Annotated in this window: 21 protein-coding genes and 1 pseudogene; 11 read left to right on the top strand and 11 right to left on the bottom strand. The window is 69.5% G+C overall.

Going from position 1 to position 23,763, the window contains the following annotated elements; translation table 11 throughout:
- Nucleotides 1-283 precede the first annotated feature (283 nt).
- The 7 genes and pseudogenes from ABT186_RS26615 (at nt 284) to ABT186_RS26645 (ending at nt 7,786) form a co-directional block, all read left to right on the top strand.
- Nucleotides 284-727 carry a GtrA family protein gene (locus ABT186_RS26615; protein WP_351927176.1) on the top strand — a complete coding sequence of 148 codons (444 nt, stop codon included), beginning with the start codon at nt 284-286 and terminating at the stop codon, nt 725-727.
- A 193-nt stretch (nt 728-920) separates the two neighbouring features.
- Nucleotides 921-1,370 (top strand): alpha/beta hydrolase fold domain-containing protein, encoded by a 450-nt coding sequence (locus ABT186_RS26620; protein ID WP_351927178.1) that lies wholly within the window; start codon nt 921-923, stop codon nt 1,368-1,370.
- Nucleotides 1,371-1,696: 326 nt separating this feature from the next.
- On the top strand, nt 1,697-3,862 hold the full coding sequence (locus ABT186_RS26625) for an MMPL family transporter (RefSeq protein ID WP_351927180.1): 2,166 nt from the start codon (nt 1,697-1,699) through the stop codon (nt 3,860-3,862).
- A 3-nt stretch (nt 3,863-3,865) separates the two neighbouring features.
- On the top strand, nt 3,866-4,543 hold the full coding sequence (locus tag ABT186_RS26630; RefSeq protein ID WP_351927182.1) for a response regulator transcription factor: 678 nt from the start codon (nt 3,866-3,868) through the stop codon (nt 4,541-4,543).
- Entirely contained in the window at nt 4,540-5,922 is a 1,383-nt protein-coding gene (locus tag ABT186_RS26635) for a sensor histidine kinase (protein WP_351927184.1), read from the top strand. Before ABT186_RS26630 ends, ABT186_RS26635 begins: the two co-directional genes overlap by 4 nt.
- A 516-nt stretch (nt 5,923-6,438) precedes the next feature.
- A pseudogene (locus tag ABT186_RS26640) lies at nt 6,439-6,996 on the top strand (DUF5655 domain-containing protein); the annotation flags it as partial.
- A gap of 235 nt (nt 6,997-7,231) precedes the next feature.
- Nucleotides 7,232-7,786, top strand: a complete 555-nt coding sequence (locus tag ABT186_RS26645; RefSeq protein ID WP_351927186.1) for an NUDIX domain-containing protein — start codon at nt 7,232-7,234, stop codon at nt 7,784-7,786.
- Here ABT186_RS26645 and ABT186_RS26650 read toward each other — a convergent pair.
- The 4 genes from ABT186_RS26650 to ABT186_RS26665 all read right to left on the bottom strand — a co-directional run bounded on the left by ABT186_RS26650 (nt 7,758) and on the right by ABT186_RS26665 (nt 11,702).
- The gene (locus ABT186_RS26650; protein ID WP_351927188.1) at nt 7,758-8,201 is read right to left on the bottom strand and encodes a hypothetical protein; all 444 of its coding nucleotides are present in this window, start codon (nt 8,199-8,201) and stop codon (nt 7,758-7,760) included. The two genes, ABT186_RS26645 and ABT186_RS26650, sit on opposite strands and share 29 nt — an antisense overlap.
- A 119-nt stretch (nt 8,202-8,320) precedes the next feature.
- The gene (locus tag ABT186_RS26655) at nt 8,321-8,509 is read right to left on the bottom strand and encodes a hypothetical protein (RefSeq protein ID WP_351927190.1); all 189 of its coding nucleotides are present in this window, start codon (nt 8,507-8,509) and stop codon (nt 8,321-8,323) included.
- 1,495 nt (nt 8,510-10,004) lie between these two features.
- Nucleotides 10,005-10,826 (bottom strand): SCO6745 family protein, encoded by an 822-nt coding sequence (locus tag ABT186_RS26660; RefSeq protein ID WP_351221988.1) that lies wholly within the window; start codon nt 10,824-10,826, stop codon nt 10,005-10,007.
- Nucleotides 10,827-10,871: 45 nt separating this feature from the next.
- The gene (locus tag ABT186_RS26665) at nt 10,872-11,702 is read right to left on the bottom strand and encodes an alpha/beta fold hydrolase (protein WP_502973331.1); all 831 of its coding nucleotides are present in this window, start codon (nt 11,700-11,702) and stop codon (nt 10,872-10,874) included.
- Between the two features lie 77 nt (nt 11,703-11,779).
- Here ABT186_RS26665 and ABT186_RS26670 point away from each other — a divergent pair, with 77 nt between their 5' ends.
- Together ABT186_RS26670 and ABT186_RS26675 are read left to right on the top strand one after the other, a co-directional pair.
- Complete coding sequence (locus ABT186_RS26670; RefSeq protein WP_502973332.1) at nt 11,780-12,274, top strand: RsbRD N-terminal domain-containing protein; 495 nt, start codon at nt 11,780-11,782, stop codon at nt 12,272-12,274.
- A gap of 221 nt (nt 12,275-12,495) precedes the next feature.
- Complete coding sequence (locus ABT186_RS26675) at nt 12,496-12,957, top strand: PucR family transcriptional regulator (protein WP_351927194.1); 462 nt, start codon at nt 12,496-12,498, stop codon at nt 12,955-12,957.
- 331 nt (nt 12,958-13,288) lie between these two features.
- On the opposite strand, the gene ABT186_RS26680 is transcribed toward ABT186_RS26675, so the two are convergent.
- Together ABT186_RS26680 and ABT186_RS26685 are read right to left on the bottom strand one after the other, a co-directional pair.
- Complete coding sequence (locus ABT186_RS26680) at nt 13,289-14,905, bottom strand: sodium/solute symporter (RefSeq protein ID WP_351927196.1); 1,617 nt, start codon at nt 14,903-14,905, stop codon at nt 13,289-13,291.
- On the bottom strand, nt 14,902-15,441 hold the full coding sequence (locus ABT186_RS26685; RefSeq protein WP_351927198.1) for a DUF485 domain-containing protein: 540 nt from the start codon (nt 15,439-15,441) through the stop codon (nt 14,902-14,904). Before ABT186_RS26685 ends, ABT186_RS26680 begins: the two co-directional genes overlap by 4 nt.
- A 273-nt stretch (nt 15,442-15,714) precedes the next feature.
- Between ABT186_RS26685 and ABT186_RS26690 the strand changes: the two genes are divergently transcribed.
- Both ABT186_RS26690 and ABT186_RS26695 read left to right on the top strand, forming a co-directional pair.
- Complete coding sequence (locus ABT186_RS26690; protein WP_351927200.1) at nt 15,715-16,722, top strand: NADP-dependent oxidoreductase; 1,008 nt, start codon at nt 15,715-15,717, stop codon at nt 16,720-16,722.
- Nucleotides 16,719-17,525, top strand: coding sequence for an SDR family oxidoreductase (locus tag ABT186_RS26695; protein ID WP_351927202.1), 807 nt, complete (start codon nt 16,719-16,721; stop codon nt 17,523-17,525). The genes ABT186_RS26690 and ABT186_RS26695 overlap by 4 nt, the downstream gene beginning before the upstream one ends.
- Nucleotides 17,526-18,229: 704 nt before the next feature.
- Here ABT186_RS26695 and ABT186_RS26700 read toward each other — a convergent pair.
- From ABT186_RS26700 to ABT186_RS26720, 5 genes are all read right to left on the bottom strand, one after another.
- Nucleotides 18,230-19,069 carry an aminotransferase class I/II-fold pyridoxal phosphate-dependent enzyme gene (locus tag ABT186_RS26700; RefSeq protein WP_351927204.1) on the bottom strand — a complete coding sequence of 280 codons (840 nt, stop codon included), beginning with the start codon at nt 19,067-19,069 and terminating at the stop codon, nt 18,230-18,232.
- Between the two features lie 184 nt (nt 19,070-19,253).
- Nucleotides 19,254-20,273 carry a 3-oxoacyl-ACP synthase III family protein gene (locus ABT186_RS26705; protein ID WP_351221979.1) on the bottom strand — a complete coding sequence of 340 codons (1,020 nt, stop codon included), beginning with the start codon at nt 20,271-20,273 and terminating at the stop codon, nt 19,254-19,256.
- Nucleotides 20,270-20,923, bottom strand: coding sequence for an SRPBCC family protein (locus ABT186_RS26710; RefSeq protein WP_351221978.1), 654 nt, complete (start codon nt 20,921-20,923; stop codon nt 20,270-20,272). Before ABT186_RS26710 ends, ABT186_RS26705 begins: the two co-directional genes overlap by 4 nt.
- Nucleotides 20,895-22,664: a thiamine pyrophosphate-binding protein gene (locus ABT186_RS26715; RefSeq protein WP_351927206.1), complete on the bottom strand. Its 1,770-nt coding sequence runs from the start codon at nt 22,662-22,664 to the stop codon at nt 20,895-20,897. Before ABT186_RS26715 ends, ABT186_RS26710 begins: the two co-directional genes overlap by 29 nt.
- On the bottom strand, nt 22,661-23,677 hold the full coding sequence (locus ABT186_RS26720; protein ID WP_502973333.1) for a GlxA family transcriptional regulator: 1,017 nt from the start codon (nt 23,675-23,677) through the stop codon (nt 22,661-22,663). Before ABT186_RS26720 ends, ABT186_RS26715 begins: the two co-directional genes overlap by 4 nt.
- Nucleotides 23,678-23,763 lie beyond the last annotated feature (86 nt).

The raw sequence follows: 23,763 nt of genomic DNA on the forward strand, positions 1-23,763 counted from the left end.
GTGACCCTCGTCCGATCCCCGCCGCTGCGGCCCGCCGGAGCCCGGGGCCGGCGGCCGTCCGCCGCTGTCCAACGACTGCCTCCCGTATCCCCAGACCGTCTTTCAACGTGTGGGTCGAACCCCACCGCTCCGTCAGTGCCTGTCAAATCGTCAGCTGCACACCGGCGCAGATCGGGTCGGCTCTCCGTGTCTGTCGTGCATGCGGGCGTCTGTCGTCAGCCGAACGGTTGAACCGGCGCTCCGCACGGCTCGACGGGTCGCACGGCGGCCCCATGATGGTGGGGTGCGACGCCTCAGCGCATGGCGCAGCGCCGCCACCTGGCGCGGCCGCACCGCGCTGACCATGGAAGTGTTCTGGTTCGTCGGGATCGGCGTCGCCTCCACGGTGGCTCAGGCCATGCTGTACTGGGTTCTGCGCCAGTGGTCGCCGCCGATCCTGGCCAATTTCACCTCCCTCCTTGTCATCACCGTCCTCAACACGGAGGCCAACCGCCGGCTGACCTTTCGCCGGTCCCCGGTCCGGGTCCTCCAGGCGCATCTGGCCGCGGGTGGTCTGTTCGTCCTGGCGTACCTGGTCACCTCAGGTGCTGTCCTGCTCTTCCGCCACTACCGGCCCACCGCCTCACCAATAGCGGAGACCCTGGTACTTGCGCCGAGCTTCGCCCTGGTGACCGTGGTGCGCTTCACGGTCCTGCGGGTGGTCGTCTTCAGAAGCCACCACCAATGACCCCCTCGCGCCCGATGCGACCGACACGCCTGCTGTTTTCGACGGGGGCGAAGCGGAGCCACTTGGGCAACGGGAATGAGAGCCACATTGGTCCGTTCGTGAAGGTGGTGGAGCCCGCTACCTCGCCGGCCTCGAACTTCGCGCCTCGATGATCTGGCTCGAAGACCTCTTACGAGCAGCCGGTTGATCCGCGGTGCTGCTGGTCGCCGCACGCGACCAGGGCCTGCCGATGCCCGCCGCTGGGGTCCTGTTCTCCCCCTACGCGGACCTGACTTTCTCCGGCGCGAGCATGACCGGCAAGCAGGCGGTCGGCCCGTCCTTCATCCCGGAGGCGATCGCGGTCCGCGCCAAGGACTACGCCGCTGCGGTGGATCCATCGGATCCCCTGGTCAGCCCGGTCTTCGCAGACCTGCGCAGCCTCCCCCCGCTGCTGATCCAGGCGGGGTCGCACGAACTGCTGCTCGACGACGCGGTCCGACTCGCGGCCCGTGCCGCAGCCGACGACGTACCCGTCACCCTGGAGGTCACGCCCGGCGTGCCGCACCTGTTCCAGGCGTTCGCCGGGATGCTGGACGAGGGGAAGGCCGCACTGCGGCGTGTGGCCGACTTCCTGGCCACCACGGTCACCGGGGCTGTCCGGTGACCGGGACGATGGCCGGACCGGTGGCAGCGAGCTCGCCGCCGATGGACGCCACTGCGCCCAGCGGAGAGTTCGGTGCAGCGCCCGTCACGGCTCCGAACCTGGCCACGCGAGGACCGCTGTCGGGCTCTACAGGGACAAGGTCGGCCACATCCGGGCCATCGAGCGGCGGCCCGCCACCCCGCTCCACGCGACCCTTCTGCCGACCTTGACGCGGGGTTGAACGGGCGAGCCGGGGGCACTGAAAGCGTCTCGTAAGGAAGCTCTCCCTACCTTGCCGAGTGAGACAGACAGTGGCCGCCGCTGCTGCCGTTCACCGGGAGGGAAACATGGAGAAGCTGAGCGGGTGGGTGATCCGCCATCGGCTGCTGGTGGGCCTGGGCTGGCTGGTGATCACGGTCGCCGGCGTGGTGCTGGCCCCGTCGCTGTCGAGCCGGTTGCAGCCGGGCACGCATGTCAGCGGCCCGGGCTACACCGCCAACGTGGCGATAGCCCAGGTCTTCGGCGGGGTGACCCAGGACACCGGTGTCGTGATCCTGGACCTGCCGGCAGGTCAGACCATGACCTCGCCGCAGGTCGCGACGGAACTGAGGGCGGTGGATGCGGGGATCGCCAAGGCGGCGCCCAGCCTGCGGGTGGTCTCCTACGCCTCGACCGGCAGCCGGACGCTGGTCGGGACCGGCGGCACGAGCACGATCGTGCTCGCCTACCCGCCGAAGCCGGGCGACGACATGGCTACCGATCAGATTGACGCCCTCACCAGCGCTGCCAGGTCGGCGGCCCCCGGCCTGACCGTGCACGGCACCAGCCTGCTGTCCCTGGAGGCGGGCAACACCACGGGCAGTGGCAACTCCAGCGTCACCGGCGAGCTGATCGTCGGAGCGCTTGGCGCCCTGGTGGTGCTGGCCTGGGTGTTCGGGTCGCTGCTGGCGCTGCTGCCGCTCCTCATGGCCCTGGTCTCGGTGCTGACGATGCAACTCTTCGTCTATGGCCTCACCTACCTGATGCCCTCGTCATCGCCGATCAACCCGGCTGTGCAGTACATCGTGGCGCTGCTCGGCCTCGGCCTGTCCATCGACTACTCGCTGCTGGTGGTCACCCGCTGGCGGGAGGAGCGCGCGGCGGGACGGAGCAACGACGAGGCGGTGCGGGCGGCCGTAAAGCGGGCCGGGCACAGCGTCTGGTTCAGCGGCATGGTGGCCTCGCTCGGCCTGTTCGCGCTGATCGTCATCCCCAACTCGATGGTCCGCGGTATCGGGGTGTCCGGCCTGTTCATCCCCTCCACCGCGACCGGGGTCGCGCTGACGCTGCTGCCGGCCGTGCTGTCCAAGGTGGGCCCGAGCGTCGACTGGCCGCGACGGGCGTCGCGGCGCCAGGCCGCCAGCCGGTTCTGGACCGGCTGGTCGAGGTTCGTGATCAGGCACCGGGTGGCCTCGGCCGTCGCGGGCCTGGGCATCCTGGCCGCCCTGACGGGCATCGCCGCGACGATCAACATCAGCGCGCCGAGCAGCCACGCGCTGGCCACCTCGGGCGCGTACACCGATGGGCTGCACGCCCTGGAAGCCGACGGATTCCCCTCCGGGACGCTGACGGCCGTGCCGCTGTACGTGCCGAAGGCCGCCGACGCGGGGACCGTCGTGGCGGCTCTGGATACCGTCTCCAGCCTTCGTGGCGCGGTCGCCCCGGCGGGGCCCGGCTGGCCTGCCGGGAGCAGCGCGATGGTCATCGCCATCCCGCGGCACGAGGTCGGCAGCGCGAGCGGCGGCACCTCGCTGGACGACATCCGCCGCAGCGTCCCGCCTGGTGTGCTGGCCGGCGGCGAGGGAGCGCAGAAGATCGACGAGACCAGCGCCACCTACGGCTCGTTCCCGCTGCTGTTCGCGGTGGTCGCGGTGGTCACCTTCCTGCTGCTGGCGCGCGGGATGCGGTCGATCCTGCTGCCCGCCAAGGCCGTGCTGCTCAACATGCTGTCGGTGGCGGCCTCCTACGGGCTGCTGGTAATCGTCTTCCAGCACGGCGCCGGCATGAAGGCGCTGTGGGGCGCGTCCACCTACGGCGCGATCGACGCCCTCGCCCCCGTGCTGATCTTCGGGTTCCTGTTCGGGGTGTCCATGGACTACGAGGTGTTCATCCTGGCCAGGGTCCGCGAGGGGTACGAGCGCACCCGGTCCACCCGGGAGGGCATCATCGAGGGCGTGTCCCGCACCGGCCGCCTGGTGACCTCGGCCGCGCTCATCCTGTTCTTCGCGCTCGCCTCGCTGGCCACCGCCAACGACGTCACCGTGCGGGAGATCGCCATGGGTCTGGCGTTCGGGGTGCTGCTGGACGCGGTCGTGGTCCGGATGCTGCTGCTGCCCGCGCTGGTCTCGCTGCTCGGGGAGTGGAACTGGTGGCTGCCGGACCGGGCCGCGCGGCTGCTGCGGCTGCCGGCGAAGGAGCCCGCCGTCGTAGTCGAGGGCGAGACGTCCGTTCCGTTGCACGTCGGGGATGCTTAGCCCATGCGGGTACTCGTGGTCGAGGACGAGCCGGACGTCGCCCAGGCCCTGGTCTGGGGTCTGACGGCCGAGGGCTACATCGTGGACACGGCGGACAACGGGACCGACGGACTGTGGATGGCGACGGAGAACGCCTACGACGTCATCGTCCTGGACGTGATGCTGCCGGGCCTGGACGGCTACCAAGTAGCCCAGAGCCTGCGCGAGCGAGAGCGCTGGACGCCGATCCTGATGCTGACCGCCATGACGGACGACCTCGACCACGCCGAGGGACTGGACTCCGGCGCGGACGACTACCTGTCCAAGCCGTTCTCCTACCCGGTCCTGCTGGCGCACCTGCGCTCGCTGACCCGACGGACCCTCGGTGCCAGGCCGGCGGTACTCACCGCCGCCGGCCTGGCGCTCGACCCCGCCGCGCGCACCGTCACCCGCGACGGCGCACCCCTGGATGTGACCGGTCGGGAGGCCGCCGTGCTGGAGTACCTGCTCCGGCACAAAGGCACCGTCATCTCCAAGTCCGAACTGTTGGAACACTGTTGGGACGCCTCCCGCGACGGCGATCCCGCGGTCGTCGAGGTCGTGGTGCACCGGTTGCGCCGCAAGATCGAGACGCTGGAGGCACCTGCGGTCATCGAGACCGTCCGCGGCAAGGGATACGTCATCAGGAGCGAGGAGTCATGACCGAGCACCCGCGCGGCTGGTACCGCCTGGCTCGAACGGCTCACCCCCGCAGCGTGCGGACCCGGGTCACGTTCCTGGCGGGAATCGCGCTGACCGCCGCCGTTATGCTCGGGCTGGTCGTGATGTATCTGCTCCAGGTCGACCAGGCCAAGCGGACCATCGCCGACCAACTGCGTACCTACGCCGTCCAGATCGAGCAGTCCGCGACCGGCCCGATCTTCCCGCGGCCCCTACCGCCGTCGGTGCTCGACGCTCAGGCCCAGGCGCAGGTCCTTGCGCCGGACGGCACCGTCCTCGCCGCCACCCGCGACCTCGACGGCCGATCCGCGGTGTTCTCGCTCCCGCCCGGCTCCACCGCCCCGGTCCGGCAGAAGGCCGCCGCCGACATCCTCCCCGCCGAGGTCTCCGTCGTCGGCGAGCGCACCACGGTCGGCGGCCGACCGGTCACCGTCGTCACCGTGACCTCAACCAACCAACGCGACCAGGTTGACGAGACTTTCGCCCGGCTCCTCGTCATCGGCGTGCCGGCCACGCTCCTGCTGGCCTGCGGCACCGTGTGGTGGGTCGTCGGCCGCGCGCTGCGGCCCGTGGAGCAGATCCGGCGCACCGTCACCGCCATCACCGCCGCGGACCTGTCCCAGCGCGTCCCGGAGCCAGGCACCGACGACGAGATCGGCCACCTGGCCCGCACCATGAACCACATGCTCACCCGGCTCGACGACTCCGCCGCACGCCAGCGCCGATTCGTCGCCGACGCCAGCCACGAGCTCCGTAGCCCCCTGACCGCGATCCGCACCGGCCTGGAGGTGGGGCTGGCCCATCCCGCCCGCGCGCCGTGGCCGGACATCGCCACGCGCGCGGTCCAGCAGACGGGGCGGCTTGAAGAGCTGATCTCCCAGCTGCTCACCCTGGCCAGGGCCGACGTTGGACAACTGGCCGCAGGGCAGGAGACCGTCGATCTCGGCGCGTTGCTCACCGAGATCCGCGCCACGACCACGGCCCCGCACCTGCGGATCGACGTCTCGGTCCCACTAGACACCACCGTGACCGGCAACCCCGAGGACCTGGCGAGGCTGTTCCGCAACCTCGTGGACAACGCCGTCCGCCACGCCGGATCGAGAGTGTCTCTCACCTCCGGGGGTGATGAGGGCAGCGTGCGCGTGGAGATCAGCGACGACGGCCCCGGAATCCCGGCCGAGGAGCGCGAGCGCGTGTTCGACCGCTTCGTCAGGCTCGACGCCAGCCGGGGCCGCACCAGCGGGTCCACCGGACTCGGCCTGGCGATCGCCAAGGAGATCGCCACGGCACACGGAGCGACGATCGTGCTCACCGAGGCCGACACCGGCGGAGTACGCGCCGTCGTGACCCTGCCGCGCTGACGAGGTGTGTGACACGACGTCGGCTGGCGGCCACGCCGTGATTTGCTCGGCCGCCATCGCTCTGTAGCGGCCGGAACTGGCTGGAGCCATGGTCCGCGGACCTCGCACATGGCCATTCAGCCCCGAGGAGCCGGTGTGCCCGTGTTCGCAATGCCGGGATTGCCGGCGGGTGCGTGGATGGGACGGCGGCGCATCACCTGCAGCGCGGTCAAACCGAGAGCGGCAGCCAGAGCGAGGGACACGTATCCGGCGTCGCGAGGCAGCCGGACGCCCGCCGCGTGCCGGCCGACAGTGTGCCCGGACGCGGACTGGCCTGGCGGCTGTGCGGCAGTACCCGTCTCTTTCGCTCCTTGCGTGTGGGCACTGCCGGGTTATGACGGGCTGGAAGGCCGGGGCGTGGGGCGGGAGGCGCCCTCGTGCTGGGCAGGGAGCTGGAGACTCCAGCCTGGGTAGATGAGGTTCGGGTTCTGTCGCGAGACTGCCCCGGTGACAAGTACCTGCGGCAGTCACAGAGGCACGGCCGCGTCCCAGATCCTGTGGAGCGCACCCCGGCTGATCTGCGTTGCCGGGGACTTCACTCGTTACGACGCGCACGCCGTACGTGAGCACCGGCGCTCGATCGACCTGGTCCGCTACCGGTACTTCGGCAACGACCTCTTCGGTCTTGAGACCGTGGCTTCCGTTACGGGGCACTCGGCCGCGTCCAAACGGGGTCGTCGGCGCGCGGACGGGATGCCGTCGACTCGGAGCCAGGACGGAGCGATGGCGCAGCTGGCTGAGGCGGTCGACGAGGTGCTGCTCGGACTCGGTGACGGGGTCACCTGTGTCCAGCGCAAGCAGTACCGCGCCTACCAGTGGTTGCGGAACTTCGCATGCGTCTGCCCGCCGCAGCAGACCAAGCTGCTCGTCTACCTCAAGGGCGACCCGAAGTCGGTCGACCTGGTTCCCGGCTTTACCCGGGATGTGACGGGGCTCGGTCACCACGGCACAGGTGACCTGGAGCTGCAGCTGCGTACGGAGCGGGACCTGGCGCGCGCCCAGGACCTGTTCCGCCTCAGCTACGCCGCGGCGTAGCGCTGCTCGACGCTCCCGGGATGGACGGCCCGAGGTGCGGATGAAGTCGTGCTCTTCGTCGTGGTGATCGCCCTTCGACGTAGCGGTCAGGGGTGGCGGTGGATCTCCAAGGATGCGGCTGGATCCCCGGTTTCGGTAACCGGGGATCCGCCGCTATATTGCCGCGCGCCTGCGTCCTGAACAGGCGTACCGCTTTTGCGCGCCAGCGTCTTGCGGGCGAAGGCGAGGGGGTGGCATGGGCTGGCAGCGGACACGGACGGTGCTCCTTCACGAAGGGCCCTTTGTTTCTCTGTGCCGGGATGGGGTGATTCGCCCGGACGGAAGCCCCGATATCTACGACCATGTGGTTGTCGATGACGGTGTGCGCGTCGTCGCGCTCGACCAGCATCGGTGCCTGGCGCTGGTGGAGGATGATTTCTACCTGCAGCAGCGACGCGTGCTGCATCTGCCGGGCGGGGGAACCGAAGGTCAGGATCCCCGTGCCGCTGCGCTGCGGGAGCTGGAAGAGGAGACGGGGGCGGTGGCTGGCGAGTTGCGGCTGCTGGGAGTGATCGACCCGCTGCCCGCGACGACAGCCGCGCGCACGCACTTGTTCCTCGCCACCAGTCTGACCCCGGCGGCCGTGAGCCGTGACGCCACCGAAGTCGGCATGACGGTGCAGTGGCGGCCGATTCCTGCGGCGATCAGAGCCGTCCGGGAGGGGGCGATCACGGAGGCGGGCAGTGTGGCGGCCCTCCTGCTGGCCGAGCATGTACTGCGGACTATGCCGCCGGGTGGGCAAGCGACGTGATGTCGTGTCTGCAGAACTGGGCAAGCTCTGCCCGGAGCTGGAGGACGCTCTCACTCGCGCGGTGATGTACGCGCTGGGCCTCGGGGAACCCGGTCCAGGCGCGAACGGTTGCGCCGCGCACCCACTGACGGCACATTTCACTTCGGGGATCGTGGTCGTCGGGGTCGAGGCCGAAGCAGTCGTTGCAGTAGGCGACCCATGAAGGCCGCAGCGCCAGCAGGTCGGCGACTGCGGACAGAGCTGTGACCGTTGCCACGGTCACGGGCCGGTTGGGGTTGATCCCGTTGGCCAGGCGCATCAGGGCTTTGTGGACGGCTTCACTGTCGTACACGGCCTCGCCGATCAGCGAGTCCGGATCATCCCGCGGCGGTTCTGCGACGGTGGGCGCGAACGGTGCCCGTGTCGCGATGGCCACCCTGTCGGCGACCTGCCGCAGGTGGTCTTCGCCGTGGAGGTAGACATCGCCTCGCGGAGCTTGGCCGTGATCTGGGTCGTGATCCCTTCGGAGGCCAGGGCCTGTGCGGCCTGCTCGGCCTAGAAGGGCTCCTCGCGGTCGATGCGGGCCATGACCATCGTGCGGTCGTCGAGGGGATCGAAGCCGCAGGTGGTCAGCAGGCCACGGGCCAGGTCCTGGCGGGTGCCGGTGAGGGTGGCGGTCACGGCGCTGGGGTGCGCGGGGTGCGTGTCGAGACGGACGTGTGCGTCGATGGAGGGTGTCGTCACGAAGAGTGTGCACTTCTGCCGGCGGTTGGCCGTTTCGGTCCGGCCACCGGCGAGTTCGGGGTCAGCGGGAGATACGCGTGGGCGTCGGGGCGGTGGTCTTCGGCGGGCCGGCGCGGGGCGCAGGAGCGGCCTTGGTCCGTACGGGCGTGGCTGCTGGGGACGGTGCCGGTGAGGCGGCTTGGTGCCAGCGGGTTCGTACGGCGGTCAGGTCGGCGAGGGCGCGGCGGCTGCCGGCGACGAGTTGGTAGGGCGTGTTGGCCGGCTCGTCGGTGAATGCGTGGATGAGCAGGGCGGGTGGCCTGTCCGCAGCCTCCGCGGTCGCGCCTCATCAGCAGACCAGGTTGCATTGGCCAACGCGGATGGGGCGTTGTCCGTCGCCTGCCAGGCTGCGGCCCCATCACAAGAGTGCGACCGACTACCTTGTCTACATGGCGGCGGTCTGTCCGCGGTCCGTGTGGACACGGCCCCATCGCAGGCGTCGGCACGTAGTGGCGAGTGCGATCGTCGACAAGCTCGAAGCCGTTTGTCAGCTGCAGCACAGCGCACGCCGTGCTGTCCGCGGCCTCAAAACGCCGCAGCCCCACCGCAGGGCCCCCTGGTACGCCCATTGGCTGCTCTCGTAAGGCCATCCGCCGTACTGTCCACGCCGTTTGCGGTTTGCCCGGCCACTGCCCCATAGCCGTGCACCTGTGACGCCGACTCAGCCGTGGGCGCTGTTTGTAGCTGGCCTGTCCGGCTGAGGCGCTCTTGCAGCTCAGCACCAGCAACTTGCGCGGTCGGGCGGCAGCGGATGCAGATCGGTCACCGCCTCACATGGGCGGTGACGTCTGCGCCTGTATCCGCTCAGACACTCGACGCTCCCCCTTGAGCTTTTCTTTGGCTATTGTCAACACGGAGAGTGAGGATGTGCGGCTTCGGACGTCGCGTTGCGGACAGCTGCTGAACTCGCTTTAAGGAGCGTTAGTCATCACCGTCGACTTCCGGTGCTGGTTCCGTGCTGACTTCCGTAGCCAGAATTGCAGAAAGCCGCAGGTCCTAGCGCCGATCGAATGAGTTGTCGTACCACTCGATGGTGGTGCCGATGAGACTGGCGGCGACGATTCTGGGGAGGCTGGCGGGGGGTGGGGGAGCGGTGATTCCGGAGGCCATGTTCGCCACTCCCTCGTGTGCGGTGGGGACGGGTACGTGTCGGCACACGGTAGGAAGATGCAGGTCAGGGGCACATGTGGTGGGGCAACATAGTTTGGGAATTGACTATGCGTGTGGCCACCATGCCAGCTCGCGGAAGGGTGCTTCAGGGGCTCGAAGGGGTTGAAGTGAGTGCCGTCCAGGACGCGTAGTTCGGAGTGATTTGACGGTGCGGCCTCTGCGGGCATGGGCGCGGGCAAGGCGCTGCGCCTGGGTGCGGCGCGCGTTTGTCCCAGCAGATTCTTCGTCTGCTGGTGGTACAGGAGCAGGGAGCATGCACGAGGCGGAGGGAGGGTAAGAGGCCAGGTCAGCCGAGCTTGAGAAGGCCGGCTTCGACCACGGCGCGGCCGAAGGGGCTCGCGAGTTCGGCGAGACGCTCACAGTCGGCGTCACCCAGCGCGGCGTAGGCGGGAAGGGCCAGGCGGTCGGTGCGGTCCTCGATGTGCCGGCGCAGGATGACGCCTTCCGGACTGAGGGAGTCGCCCCGGAGGAGACCACGCTTGCGTAGGCGTTCCTGGGTGCCGACCCACTCTTCCTCGGGCCATGCGCGGCTCGCCTTGAGGAAATCGACGGGAACCTCACCGGTGGCGGCGTGCAGAATCAGGGCTTCCAAGCCCCCGACGCCCTCGCTCAGCAGGCACGCGACATGGCCGTCTCCACGGAACTCCCGGAGCAGCGTCTGGGCGTGCCACAGCTGCAGCACCGGCTCCTCCGGCCAGGGCAGTGCGGCATGCGCGGCGAACAGCGGGCGGCCCTGCGCATGTTCGCAAGCCGCCTCGGCCGCCCGGCGGGTCAGCGCGAGGACCTCGTCCAAGTCGGGCAGCGCGTGGATTCCAGCCCGCCGCAGGGCTTCGCCGGCCGCGGCGTACCGAGCGTCCAGCACTTCCTGCGGCGCCGTCGCGTCCCAGGCTCCGTCGACCGCCTGCCGTACGAAATCGGGGTTGAAGTTGTAGAAGGTCGAGATGACCAGCTCGGCGGATGCTCGGCCGAACGCCGCACTCCGGGAGGCGAAGTACCCGGCGCGTCCGGTCAGTCCGAGATCCGCGTACCGTCGCCTTGCCTCGGGAACGAAGTAGATCATGCCGTGTACGGGCTCGAGGCGGCGCCAGGCTGCGCGCGCTGACTTCATCGGGTCACCTCTCCGGAGAGTCGACGAATGGGTATTGACTGTGGCTCAGTGCTCGCCGTGCGCCCGCAGATGGCCGAGCAGCAGGTGGCTCAGCGTTTCGGGCGCCTCCTCGGGGACCCAGTGGCCGACGCCCTGGAGGGTTTCGAACCGATACGGCCCGTTGACCCACCGCCTTGTCTCCTGCGCCGCCGCCGGGCCGAACGCGATGTCCTCGGTGCTCCAGATGTACAGCGTGGGCACGTCGATGACGCCGATGGCACCGTCGGGGCGGCCGGCCCGGTACCAGTTCAGCGCAGCGGTGAGAGCGCCTGGCTGGGACAGGTGCCGTACATAGGCCTCGGCACTGGCCTGTGGGACCTTTCCGGCGTAGAGGGCGCGAAGCTCTTGGGCATGGTGGGCCAGCATGCGCTCTTCGGTCGCCGGCGTTTCGCGCCAGTCGATCATGTACCGCGAGCGCTTGCGCTGGTCCTGCTCGGTGCGCAGGGTGGTGGCCAGAGCGCCGGGGTGCGGTGTCGAGACGACCGTCAGGGTTCGTACGCGGCCGGGGTGGGCGTCAGCGGTCCACCAGGCCACCGCGCCTCCCCAGTCGTGGCCGACCAGGTCGAATGCCGCCCAGCCCAGTTCCTCCGTGATCGCGACCACGTCGTCGACGAGACGGCTGATGCGGTAGTCCTCGGGCTGCTTGGGGCGGGCGCCGGGGGAGTACCCACGCTGGTCCGGTGCCACGACCCGGTAGCCGTGCGCGGCCAACGCCGCTATCTGCCGTTGCCACACCAGCCCCGTCTGCGGGAAGCCGTGCAGCAGCAGTACCGGGCGGCCCTCGGCCGGACCCGCCGCGATCGCGTCGAACACGCCCGCACCGGTGGAGATGCTCAGCTCAGTCACGACCCACCTCTTCGTACCGACTGGTCGGTAGCCTTCAGGCAGGGAAACACGATGTCAAGACCGTGAGCATGCAGGCATCCCCTCGAGCGGGTCATCGCCACGATGGCCGCGCAGCAGGGCACGTGGGTGGGCGGTTGCACGCGGATCTGGTGGACCACATCCCGTCCTACCGCGCGGTCCCGCGGGAACTCCTGGACCAGATCTGGCACCGGCACTTCCAGAGGGCTCTCGCGGTGGTGCGAGAGGGGACGGTGCCCGCGCCGGAGGACTTCGACGAAGCCGATGTGGCCCGGGACCGGGCTGCCCGGGGCGTGCCGCTCAGCGACAGGCTCCGCGCCTTCCGCCGGGCGCTGAGCGCGATACGGGGTCTGTTCATCGCCGCGGCGGCCGAACGCGGGCTGGACCCCGGCCTCATCGTCGACCGCACCAAGTGCCTGTGGGAGCTCGGGGACGTCGCGAGCCTGCAGATCGCCGCCGTCCACCGGGAGGCGGAGGTCGCCTCGCGCTGTTCGACGCCCGCCGCCACGCCGACTTCCTGCGTGGACTGCTCTACGGGACGCTGAGCGCGCCGGAGATCCACAGCGGTGCGGCGATCTACGGACTGGACCTGTCGCGGCCGTACCAGGCCATCAGAGCTGTCCCGATCGGCAACGTCGGTCCGGACGCCTTGGAACGCTCCCTGGAGTCCCACGGCCGCAGGAGTGGCCGAGGCGCGCTGCTCACCGTGCTGGAGGAGGCTGTCGCCTGAGTCGTCGAGGCAAAGCCGGAGACCGGTGACCTGGAGGTGACGGCGGGGCTCGGCCCACCGACGGACCTGGCCGGGGTGCACCGCTCCTTCCGTGCCGCCGGCAGGATGCCGGCAGCCGCCTGTGCGTACGGTCTGCGCGGCGTGTACGACTTGAGCGACCTGTCCTGGCGGGTAGCGGTCGTCGCCGAACCGGAACTCGCCGAGTTGCTGCTCGACCGCTATCTGCGCCCACAGGAGGCGGAGGGGGAGTTCGGTGCGCTCATCGAGGAGTCGGTGAGGGGATACCTGGAGAGAGGGCGCCGCATCCGCGAAGTCGCCCGCAGCGCACACGTCCATGTCCACACCGTCCGCTACCGGCTGCGCCGTTTCGAGGAGCTCACCGGCGCCAGCCTGGACGCTCCGGAGACCGTGGTGGAACTCAGATGGGCCCTGGCGGCACGTGAGCTGGGGACACCTCCAGGAGGCCCGGCAGGACCTGTTCATGGCGGAGTCCCGTAGGGGTGCCGTCCCCGCACCTCGCCGCCTTGACGGTGCTCGACGACAGGGATGGTCCCGTCCTTCCGGACGGAGGATCCGTGGGCGAGCAGGTCGTCGGCGCCACCTGTGTGTACGCCGTTTGCGACCCGGTCTCCCGGCGCTGCTCCATGGCCTGCGCCGCGTCGGCCTGACCAAGCTCTGTGCAGCGCTCGCCAACCCTGCCGACGCATTGGAACGGACTTGATGAGACACGCGTCTGCCATGAAGGGGCCGGGCGACGGTACTTGGGTCCCTGGGCGGACTACAGCGACGGCACCGAGGCCGCTTGCGTAGCCCGCCTCCGCAGATGTGGTCATTCGGCTGCGGCGAGCAGCCGGGCCTCGCTCTCCTCGTACAGCCGCCGGTTCTCGCGGCTGTCGGCGGGGCGGCGCCGGTGGTCCAAACGGCTGCCCAGCCACCCCATCAGGTAGCCGAACGGGATGGAGACCAGTCCGGTGGACTGCATGGGGAACAGGTCGAAGTCGGCGTCCGGGAAGACGGCGGACGGCGTGCCCGAAACGGCCTTGGAGAATGCCATGAGCAGCAGCGCGCAGGCCGCGCCGCCGTAGAGGGTGGCGAGCAGGCCGGTGCGCGTGAATCCTCGCCAGAACAGGGAGTAGGTGAGCGCGGGTGCCACCGCCGATGCCCCTATGCAGATGGCCAGAGTGGTCAGCACGCCGACGTCCCAATTCTGGACGAGGGTGGAGAGCCCGATGGCAACGGTTCCCACGGCCACGCTCGTCCACGCCGCCACCGTCATCTCCGTGCGCGGCTCGGCCTGTCCCCGCCGCGCCGCGTGGGCGAACAGGTCGTGGGCGAGCGACGAGGCCGCGGCCAGGGTCATCCCTGCGACCGACGACAGCAGGGTGATGAACACCATGCCCGCCACGGCCGAGTAGACAATCGTCGCGCCTGCGGAGGCGGAGGTTCCGCCGAGCACCTGCGACAGCATGAGTACCGAGGTCCTGCCGTGCGGGTCGGTCGCGGTGATGTACCGCGATCCCACCAGCGCTGCCGCGCCTGTACCCATGATGATCACGAGCAGGCAGAACGTGGTGACCGTGCCGACCGCCCACGACATGGAACGGCGCACGGCCGGCACGTCCTGCGCGGAGTACAGACGCATCGTGATGTGGGGCAGGCAGGCGACGCCGAGGACCACAGTGATCTGGAGACTGGCGAAGTCCAGCCGGTCCACGGCCGAGGTGCCCAACTGAAGACCCTGCTGGAGGAAGGCGGGGCCCGCGCCGCTGCCGTGCTGGGCCGCCCTGAGGACGTCTCCGGGGCTCCAGTTGAAGCGGTTCAGTACCAGAGCGGCGACGACGAGGCTGGTGCCGAGCAGGAACACGATCTTGATCATCTGAATGAGCGCGGTGCCTCTCATACCGCCGAGCGCCGCGTAAATGATCATTAGGCTGCCGACAATGACGATGCACGCCGTCCTGGCGCCCGCCACGTGCGGGATGTTGAGGATGAAGGTGAGCAGCGACCCGGCCCCGGAGAGCTGAACGACCAGGAAGGGCAGGGTCGCCGAAAGCGTCACCACGCAGGCGGCGACGCGCACGGCCCGCCCGGGCATGTTGCGGGCCAGGACGTCTCCCATGGTGAACCTGCCGGCGTTGCGCAGGGGTTCGGCCAGCAGGAACATCAGCAGCACCAGGGACAAAGCCGTGCTGACAGCGAGGACGTAGCCGTCGTATCCGGCGAGCGCGATGATGCCCGTGGTGCTCAGCACCGTGGCCGCGGAGATGTAGTCGCCCGCGATCGCCAGGCCGTTCTTGAACGGGGTGAGCGAGCGGTAGCCGGTGTAGAAGTTCGTCAGGTCGTCGCGGTCCGGTCCCGCCATCACGCACATCAACAGCGTGACGGTGACCAGCGTGGTGAACAGAATCAGGACGGTGGCCTGCGTGCCGGAGCTGAAGTCGTTCATCTCGCCATCCCCGCGTTCCGGCCGGTGGGGACCGCCCGCTCTCTGACGGCGCGGGCCAACGGATCCACTGAGCGTTGTGCGCTGCGTCCGTACCAGAAGACCGCCCCGAAGGTGACGACGAGCTGGAGGACCCCCAGGGCCATTCCCAGGCTCAGCTCTCCGGCGATCTTGGCCCCCATCAGGGAGGGTGCGTAGCAGGACAGCACGACATACACCACGAAGGAGCCGAGCGCGGTAAGCGTGGAGATCCGGCGGAGCAGGCGGTAGGCCGAGCGCAGGGCGGCGAGGTCGCCACCGTGCCGATCGGTCTTGGGCGCGTACGGTTCGTGCCGGAGCGCCTGCCCGTACGGGTCGTACCAAGAGGTGTCGTATCCATACGAGTTGCCCTGCGGGACGTCGTGTCCGTACGACGGCCATGGATCCCGCTCGTATGACGTGCGCCGGGGGGCGTGGGCATAGGGCTCGGCCTGCGGCTGCGGCCATCCCGGCAGCGCCGGCGGCGGGTGCGGGTACGGGTTGTCGTCGGGGTGTGTCATCGCATGGCCTTCCGGTGCGGCTCGGACGCGTGGGAGGTGGGCGGTGAAGCCGGGGTGTGGCCGCGCACGATACCGACTGGTTGGAATGCCTCATAAGCCTGCTGAGTGTCACGTTTCGAGTTCGATGCGGCATCCGGTCGACAGCGATCGCTCGACGAGGGACGCCCCCGGACTGTAGGCGCGTGGTCTCGCGGATGGCTTGTGGGGAATATCACGCACACCCGCGTACCTACTGGTCGGTATGGTCACGGGACGCGAACGACAGGAGGCGCGATGTCCGCGACCAACCGCCAGATCCGTCTGGCAGCCCGCCCCGTGGGCGAAGTGAAACCCGAAGACTGGGAGCACCGTTGCGAACCCCTCGAGGAACCGGGCCCGGGCCGGTTCACGGGCCGGACGCGGGTCATCTCCCTGGATCCGGCCATGCGGGGATGGCTGGACGACCGCCCCTCCTACCTGCCGCCGGTGGGCATCGGGGAGGTGATGCGCGCCGGATCGGTCATCGAGGTCACCGCATCCAACCACCCGGGCTTTCGACCGGGAGATCACGTGGTCGGCACGTTCGGCGTCCAGGAGTACGTGGTATCCGACGGCAGGGGCGCGATGAAGATCGACACCTCGCTCGCCCCGCCTTCGACGTATCTGGGAGCGCTGGGCATGCCCGGCATGACCGCCTACTTCGGCCTGCTGGACGTCGGGGCGCTGAAGGACGGCGAGACCGTCGTGGTGTCCGGAGCCGCCGGCGCGGTCGGCACCATCGCGGGTCAGATCGCGAAGGCCAAGGGCTGCCGGGTCGTGGGCATCGCCGGAGGGCCGGAGAAGTGCGCGTTGCTCACCGGCGAACTCGGATTCGACGCGGCGATCGACTACCGGGCCGACGACGTCAAAAAGGCGCTGCGCGAGCACGCCCCCGACGGCATAGACGTCTACTTCGACAACGTCGGAGGGGACATCCTCGACACCGCACTGACCCGGCTGGCGATGCACGCGCGCGTCGTGGTGTGCGGTGCGATCAGTCAGTACAACAACGCCACGCCGGTCAAGGGCCCCTCGAACTACCTCTCGCTGCTGGTGCGCCGCGCCCGGATGGAGGGCTTCGTCGTCTTCGACTACGCCAAGCGCTACGCGGAGGCAGCCCAGGAGATCTCCGCCTGGATCGGCGCCGGCCGCATCAAGGTCAAGGAACATGTGGTGAGGGGAACCGTGGACGACTTCCCCGAGACGTTGCAGATGCTCTTCCGCGGCGAGAACGTCGGCAAGCTCGTGCTGGAGCTGGCATGACCGCCGCCGAGAGCGGGGCCGCAGCCCCGCGGGGAGGACAGAGAGACGGCGCCGCGTTCCAGGGAAAGGTGGCGATCGTCACCGGCGCTGCCAGCGGGCTGGGCCGGGCCATGGCGCTGGCACTGGCGAGGGAGGGGGCACGCGTGGTCGTCGCCGACCTCGACCCGCGGGGCGGCCAGGAAGTGGCCGACATGGCCGACGGCCACTTCCGCGCCTGCGACGTCTCCGACCTCGACGCCAACCGCGCGCTGGTGGAGTTCACCCAGGAGCTGTACGGCGGTGTCGACATCGCGCTGCTCAACGCGGGGGTGGCGACCGGATGCGGCGTCGGCGAGGATTTCGACCCGGCGCGCTACCGCCGGGCGATGGGGGCCAACCTCGACGGCGTGGTCTTCGGCACCCACGCCGTGCTGCCCGCGCTGCGGGCCCGTGGCGGAGGATCGATCGTGGCGACCGCGTCCCTGGCGGGCCTGGCGGCGGTGCCACTCGATCCGCTGTATGCGGCCAACAAGCACGCGGTCGTGGGACTCGCACGCTCCCTGGGGCCGGCTCTCGCGCCGGAGAACGTGCGCTTCAACGCGGTCTGCCCAGGGTTCGCGGAGTCGCGGATCATCGACCCCCTGCGTGGCATGCTCTCCGGGCAGGGTCTGCCGGTCATCCCGGCCGAGGCCGTCGCAGACACGGTGCTGCGGGTCCTCTCCGGGGACGGCACCGGGGAGTGCTGGTTCATCCAGGCCGACCGCGAACCGGAGCCGTTCCGCTTCCGCCGCGTTCCCGGCCCGGGCAAGCCCGTCGGCGTCTGAGACGTTTCCGGGGTGGGTCTTGAGAACGACCGGGCCCACCCCCACCGCCGTGAGGAACCGGCGCGAACGGTCTCCAGCGCAGTGGATCAATCACGAAGGATGCACTCTGCCGTGGACGCCGGCCGCGGTTGTCTGCGCTCACTCCCATGACGATCACGCCCTCGATGCGCCGGTGTGGGCGCTGGAGACCGGTGCGGAGCTGGTCGGATCGCGCTCCACCGCGAACATCCGCCGCGGCCTGGGAGTGCCGGAGTCGTCCTTGCGCGTGGTCGCGGACGGCGAGACCGTCTCCTATGGCCGTTTCGACCTCACCTTCCTGGACTCCGTGACGAGGTCGTGGTCGCCGGGGGCCGCCGGGTCGTCTTGGTGCGCGAACTTACGCTGTTCATCCGCGCAACGGCCGGGAAGAAATCAGCGATCTGCCGCACGTGCTGTTGCACCCGCAGGGCCTTGATGGGCTCGGCCTGCCCGGTGCCGTCGCGCCACCCCGACCGACGACCGGCTCGGCCGCGCCTACGCCGGATGCTCGACCAGCACGCCTCAGAATCGGATCGCCAGGAGTGCGCCGCCCCGCAGCCACCGATGAGGCGGTGTTGAGGCCCGAACCACCGATAGGTTCGAGCCTCGACATGGCCTGTACACCTTCAAGAAGCATGGGCGGCGTCGGTGACCTTCCGCCTGCCCGGCCGCCGCAGTGGTGTACTTCAGGTCCGTGACGCACCTCGGGGTGCGCGCAGTTCCGCCAGCGCGGCAAGCACTGTGTCGTTGGCCTTCCTGCTGCCGACGGTGAGACGCAGTCCCTCGCCCGGGTAGTGGCGCGTCTGGACGCCGGCGACGGTGAGTGCCCTGGCGCCCTCGTCTATCGGATCGGGCGCGGCGAGCCAGACGGAATTGGCGTGGCCAGGGGCTATTTGCCAGCCCAGGCCGACGAGTTCGTGCCGGAGTCGGTCTCGTTCGGCGACGATGGTGTCCACGCGCAGGCGCAGTTCGCTGCCGGCCCGTAGTGAGGCCTTCGCTGCCGCCGTCGCCACCGCATTGATCCCGAAGGGCAACTGTTGGCGGCGGATCCGCTCCACCAAGTCGGGAGCGCCGAGTCCGTAGCCGACCCTCAGGGCCGCGAGGCCGTAGGCCTTGGAGAAGGTGCGCAGGACCAGCACGTTGGGGTGCGAGCGCAAGAGCCCAGCAGTGTCCGGCAGGTCAGTGTCCCGGGTGAACTCCACGTATGCTTCGTCGAGGAGCACGATGACGTGTCGGGGGACCCGGTGCAGGAACGCCGACAGGGCGTCGGCGGTGACCAGGCTTCCGGTGGGGTTGTGCGGATTGCACACCACCACGACGCGGGTGCGGTGGTCGAGCGCGGCCAGCAAGGCGCCCAGATCCTGGTGTCCGTCCGGCGACAGGGGCACGGGAACGGGCTGAGCGCCGACCATGGCGGCCAGCAGGGGGTACGCGTCGAAGGTGCGCCAGGCGTAGACCATCGCATCGCCGCGCTGGACGACCGCCTGAAGCAACTGCAAGGCCACGCCCACCGATCCGCTGCCCACCACGACATGGTCGGGGGGGCAACCGGCACCATGCGGCGATCCGCTCGGTGAGGTCGTCGGGGTAGAACTGCGGGTATCGGTGCGCCTGTGCGACGGCCCGTCGCATCGCCGTACGCACCGCGGGCAGTGGAGGGTACGGGCTCTCGTTCAGGGCCAGTCGGTGCAGCACGGGAACGCCCATCGGTCATCCCCGCCCGCCGCGCCAGCGGATGGCGGCGGCACCGGCGAAGTCGCCCGCGTGGGCAAATCCCGCCAGCACCACCAGGTCACCGTCCTTCACTCGACCCGAGCTGATCGCGCGGTTCAGGGTGACCGGGATTGCCGCTCCGAAAAGGTTCCCGTACTGGTCGAAGGTGTTCAGGTGCCGTTCGGCAGGCAGTTGCAGCGCCTCTTGCCAGTTCCGCAGGAAGGTACGGTTCGGCTGGTTGGTGATGAGGACGTCGATGTCGCTGGTCGCCACGCCGAGCCGTCGGCACAAGTCCGTTACGGCCTCCGGGACGAGGCGGTTGCCGCGTGCCAGGACCTTGGCGACGCTGGAGTCGGTGAACCCGATCCGCAACTGGGACTCTCCCGGCTCCCAGTACTTGCGGCCGTCGTCGACCGCCACGGTCATGTCCCCGGCGTACTCCCCGATGTGCCGGGTCTCCACGTCGAGGACCGGGGTGTCGGCCGATCTCGTCACATACCCGACGCCGCAGCCGTCGCCCGGAATTGCCGCCTGGGCGAGCCTGCGCACCTCGGACTGCGTGAAACACTGGCCTGCGGCGCTTTGCGCGTTGCAGATCAGCGCGGTCTTCGCGTCGGTGGTGGTGAGGATCTGCCGGGCCAGCTTCAGCATGTATATGAAAGAGGCGCAGCCCGCGTTGGCCACGTCGACGAGCCACTCCGGGTTCAGGCCCAACCGCCGTGCCACCTCGGTGCCGGCGCCGACGAACGGCAGGTCCGGCAGCTGGCTGTGCACCAACAACACGTCGACGGCTCGGATCGCCGCCCGGCCGTGCCGTTCGATCAGTGGCTGTACGGCACGTTCGACCATGTCCGCGTTGGTCTCGTCCCGAGCCACGTGGTGCCGTAACGGCGGGACTTTGAACATGGGATGGTTGCGGAGCTTGTCCTCGGCTCCGGGGTAGTCGGTGTAGAACTCGGCGGGGACCGGTTCGCCGGGGAGGTACCCTGCGACGTCGGTGAGACTGACTGTGATCACCGCGCCACCGCCGTAGCCGGAGCCACGCTGACGGGCAGGCCGTTGCGATGGCGGTGTTCCAGGATGGCCTTGAGGTTGTTCATTTCCACCGTGTGCCCCGCGTAGAACAGGTCCCAGTAGTCGCCCACCCAGGGCCGGTCCGGGCGGGGGGTCAAGTCGGGGTGCGGGTTGGCGTCGTAATAGGGGTGCCGGCAGTTGGTCCAAGTGATCACCGACCCCGGCTTGTCGAGCACCAGGCGGGCCGGTACGACGCGCATCAGGTAGATCATCCACAGCTTCTCGCCCTGGTCCCAGGAGCAGTGGTAGTCCACGGTCATCGCCTCGGGATTGGCGGCCACCTTGCAGTAGATCGTGGTGTCGTCCTCGAGCCGGTCGTGGCCGACCCACAGCCCCGGTGTGCCGGAGGGCGCGAAGTCCCGCAGGCTGCAGGTCCACTCCTCCAGGTGGTGACCCTGGCGGAGGTAGTCGTAGGTCAGCTCCGGGGGGCAGTCGACGTACTCGTGGATGGTGCAGTACTGCCCGTACACCTCATGGTGGGGGTAGACGGCGTGGGTGAGCTCCATGCAGTGGGCGGTCAGCTCCTCTTTTCCGGGGTTCTCGATCCGCATCAGGCCGGGGATGTCAGCCAACGTGGACGACTCCTCGCTCATCTGAATTCTCCTTGCTGCGGCGTTGGTTACTGACGGTGGCGGTGGCGAAGGACTGAAAGGGAAGGAACGGAGGGATCTCCCCCGGGTCGCAGTCCAGCGCGACGAACGCGGGGCCGCCGCTTGTGTTGCTGCGCAGCAGCGCCTTGCGCAACTGCTCCGCGTCGTCGGCTCCGGTGACGTCGAGAGACGGGAAGGCAGCGGCCACTCCAGCGGCGAGGTCGGTCCGGCCGAACAGGTCGTCGCTGCGGATGCCTCCCTGGAGAAACTCCTCACGCAGCGCGCACATGGCGTGGGCGTTGTTGTTGAAGATGACGAAGGTCACGGGTGCGGCGTACTCCACGGCGGTGTGCACCTCCATTCCGTGCATGAAGAAGGACCCATCGCCGGCGAGTACATAGGTGCGTCGCCCGGTGGCGAGCGCGGCGCCGATGCCTGCACCGAAGGTGTAGCCCATGCCGCCCATGCCGACCGCCACCACGAAGCGGCCGTGGCGCGGTGCGGGGAGGAGATGGACCGCGCTGGCACCTGCGTTGCCGGCGTCCACGAACACGTGCGCACACTGGGGAAGCGCTGCCTCCACCGCGGCCATCGCCTGGGTGTAGGGGACGGTTCGCCCGGGGGCCTGAGAAACCGGGTGCGGCATGGGCGCGGGGAGGGGACCGGCGTGCTGCGGGCAGGCATGGGGGCGCGGCGGGAGCCGGCCGGTCACCGCGCGCAGCGCCTCCCGCAGGCAACCGCGCAGTGCGGTGCCCGACACGAACGGCGGTTCGGGACCGAGGCACACGACTTCGGTGGTGGCCAGAGCCCGGTCGAGACCGCCGCGTGCCAGGACCGGCAGCCGGGTACCGGCCAGCAGGCACACGTCGGCCCGCCGCAGACAGTCCTCGACGTTGGCATGGCCCATCACCCCGGCTACGCCGGCGAACCGGGGATCACGGTTGTCGAAGACATCCTTGGCGTCGGGGGTGACCGCCACCCACGCCCCGAGGTTCCGGGCCAGTTGAGCCAGTTCCGCACGCGCGTCCGCGGCGGCGACGTCTTCACCGGCGATGACGAGGACGCGGTCGGCCCCGCGCAGGATGTCCGACACAGCGGTGAGGGCCGAGCTGTCGAGCCGTGGCGCCGACGGCGCCGGCATCTGCACGCCCATTGCCGGCGCCTCGCTGCGGCCGGGCAACCGGATCTGTTCCTGCTGCACGTCCTTGGGCAGCAGCAGTACCGCCGGCCCCCGCGGATCGGTCTGTGCCGCCGCCACCGCCTTGGGCAGTAACTCCAAGAGTGAGTCAGCGTCCTCGACCCAGGCGCAGAACCGGGAGACCGGTGTGAAGACGTCCGCGACGTCGAAGGAGCCCCCTTTGCCGCTGGAGTCCTGGAACGCCCCGTGGCCTGCCTGGCCGGTCGGCGGCTGGCCCACCAGAGCCAGCACGGGAACCCGGGAGGCGTACGCTTCTGCCAGGCCCGGTACCAGATTCATCGCACCGCCGCCCGAGGTGGCGGCAACAACGCCGAGGCGCCTGGTGGTTCGGGCGTATCCGTCGGCCATCGTGACGGCGGAGAACTCGTGCTTGGCGACGACGCCGCGGACGGTGCCGCCGCGGTGAACGGCGTCGTACAAGTCCTCGATGTTCGCGCCGCCGACGCCGAACACGTGGGTGACGCCGGCCCTGGCGAGTTCCCCGGCCAGGTAGTCGACCAGGCGGACCGTTCCTGCCTCGGGCATGTCCGAGATCGGGGTGATCATGCGGAGCTCCTGTCCGTCTCATGGCGCTGGTCGATGAGGCCGGATGGCGAGATGACCTGAAAGCGGTGCCGGTACTCCTTCGGGGTAAGCCCCAGAGTGCGTCCGAAGGAGCGGAAGAACGTCTCGGGGGCGGCGAATCCGCAGCGGGTCGCCACCTGACTGATCGTCAGGTCGGTGGTTTCCAGTAGCTCGCGCGCCCGGGCGATGCGCGTCCGCTCGACGTACTGGCCGGGCGTCGTGCCCACTTCGCGCCTGAAGACCCGGGCGAAATTGCGCAGGCTCATATTGGCCCGCCGGGCGATCTCGGCCACGGGTAACGGGTTGTGGAGGTTGTCCAGGATCCACTCCTGTGCGGTCCGGATCGGCGGATGGTCGGCCAACTGGGCGTCAAGGACGGCGCTGAACTGGGACTGCCCTCCGTGCCGCTTCAGGAAAAGCACCAGAAACCGCGCCGTCTCCAGCGCGAGCGCCGCACCGTGATCGGCCTCCACCAGGGCCAGCGCCATGTCGATCCCGGTCGACACGCCCGCTGAGGTCACGAAGGGGCCGTCCCAGACGAAGATCGGCTCGGCGTCCACCGTCACGTTCGGATAGCGGCAGGCCATCGCCTCGCTGTAAGCCCAGTGCGTGGTGGCGCGTCTGCCGTCCAGAAGGCCCGCCTCGGCCAGCAGAAAGGATCCGCCGCATACGGAGGCGACCCTGCGCGACCGGGCTGCTGCCCGGCCGATCCAGGAGACCAGCGCCCGGTCCCGGAGTGCGTCGCCGAGAGCCCATCCGCCCGGCACGAGAAGCGTGTCGATGGGGCCCTGCCCTGCCTCCAGAGGTGAGGCTTCCACCGTCACTCCGGAACTCGTGCGCACCAGTGGTGCGTCGGCGGAGACCAGGTCGATCCGGTAGGGGGCTACCGACGGGGCAAGGAGCCGGTTGGCCGTATCGAAGACTTCAATCGGTCCGGTGATGTCCAGGGCCAGCGCACCCGCGTACACCACCACAACAACACGTCGCTCTAACACGGTCACAGCCTGTATCGGGCAACGCACTGGCTGCAATGACAGATTATTGACGTATCCGGCCAACAGCCTGTCGTCGGATGTGGGAG

The sequence above is a fragment of the Streptomyces sp. NPDC001634 genome (assembly GCF_040298185.1).
Lineage (GTDB): Bacteria > Actinomycetota > Actinomycetes > Streptomycetales > Streptomycetaceae > Streptomyces.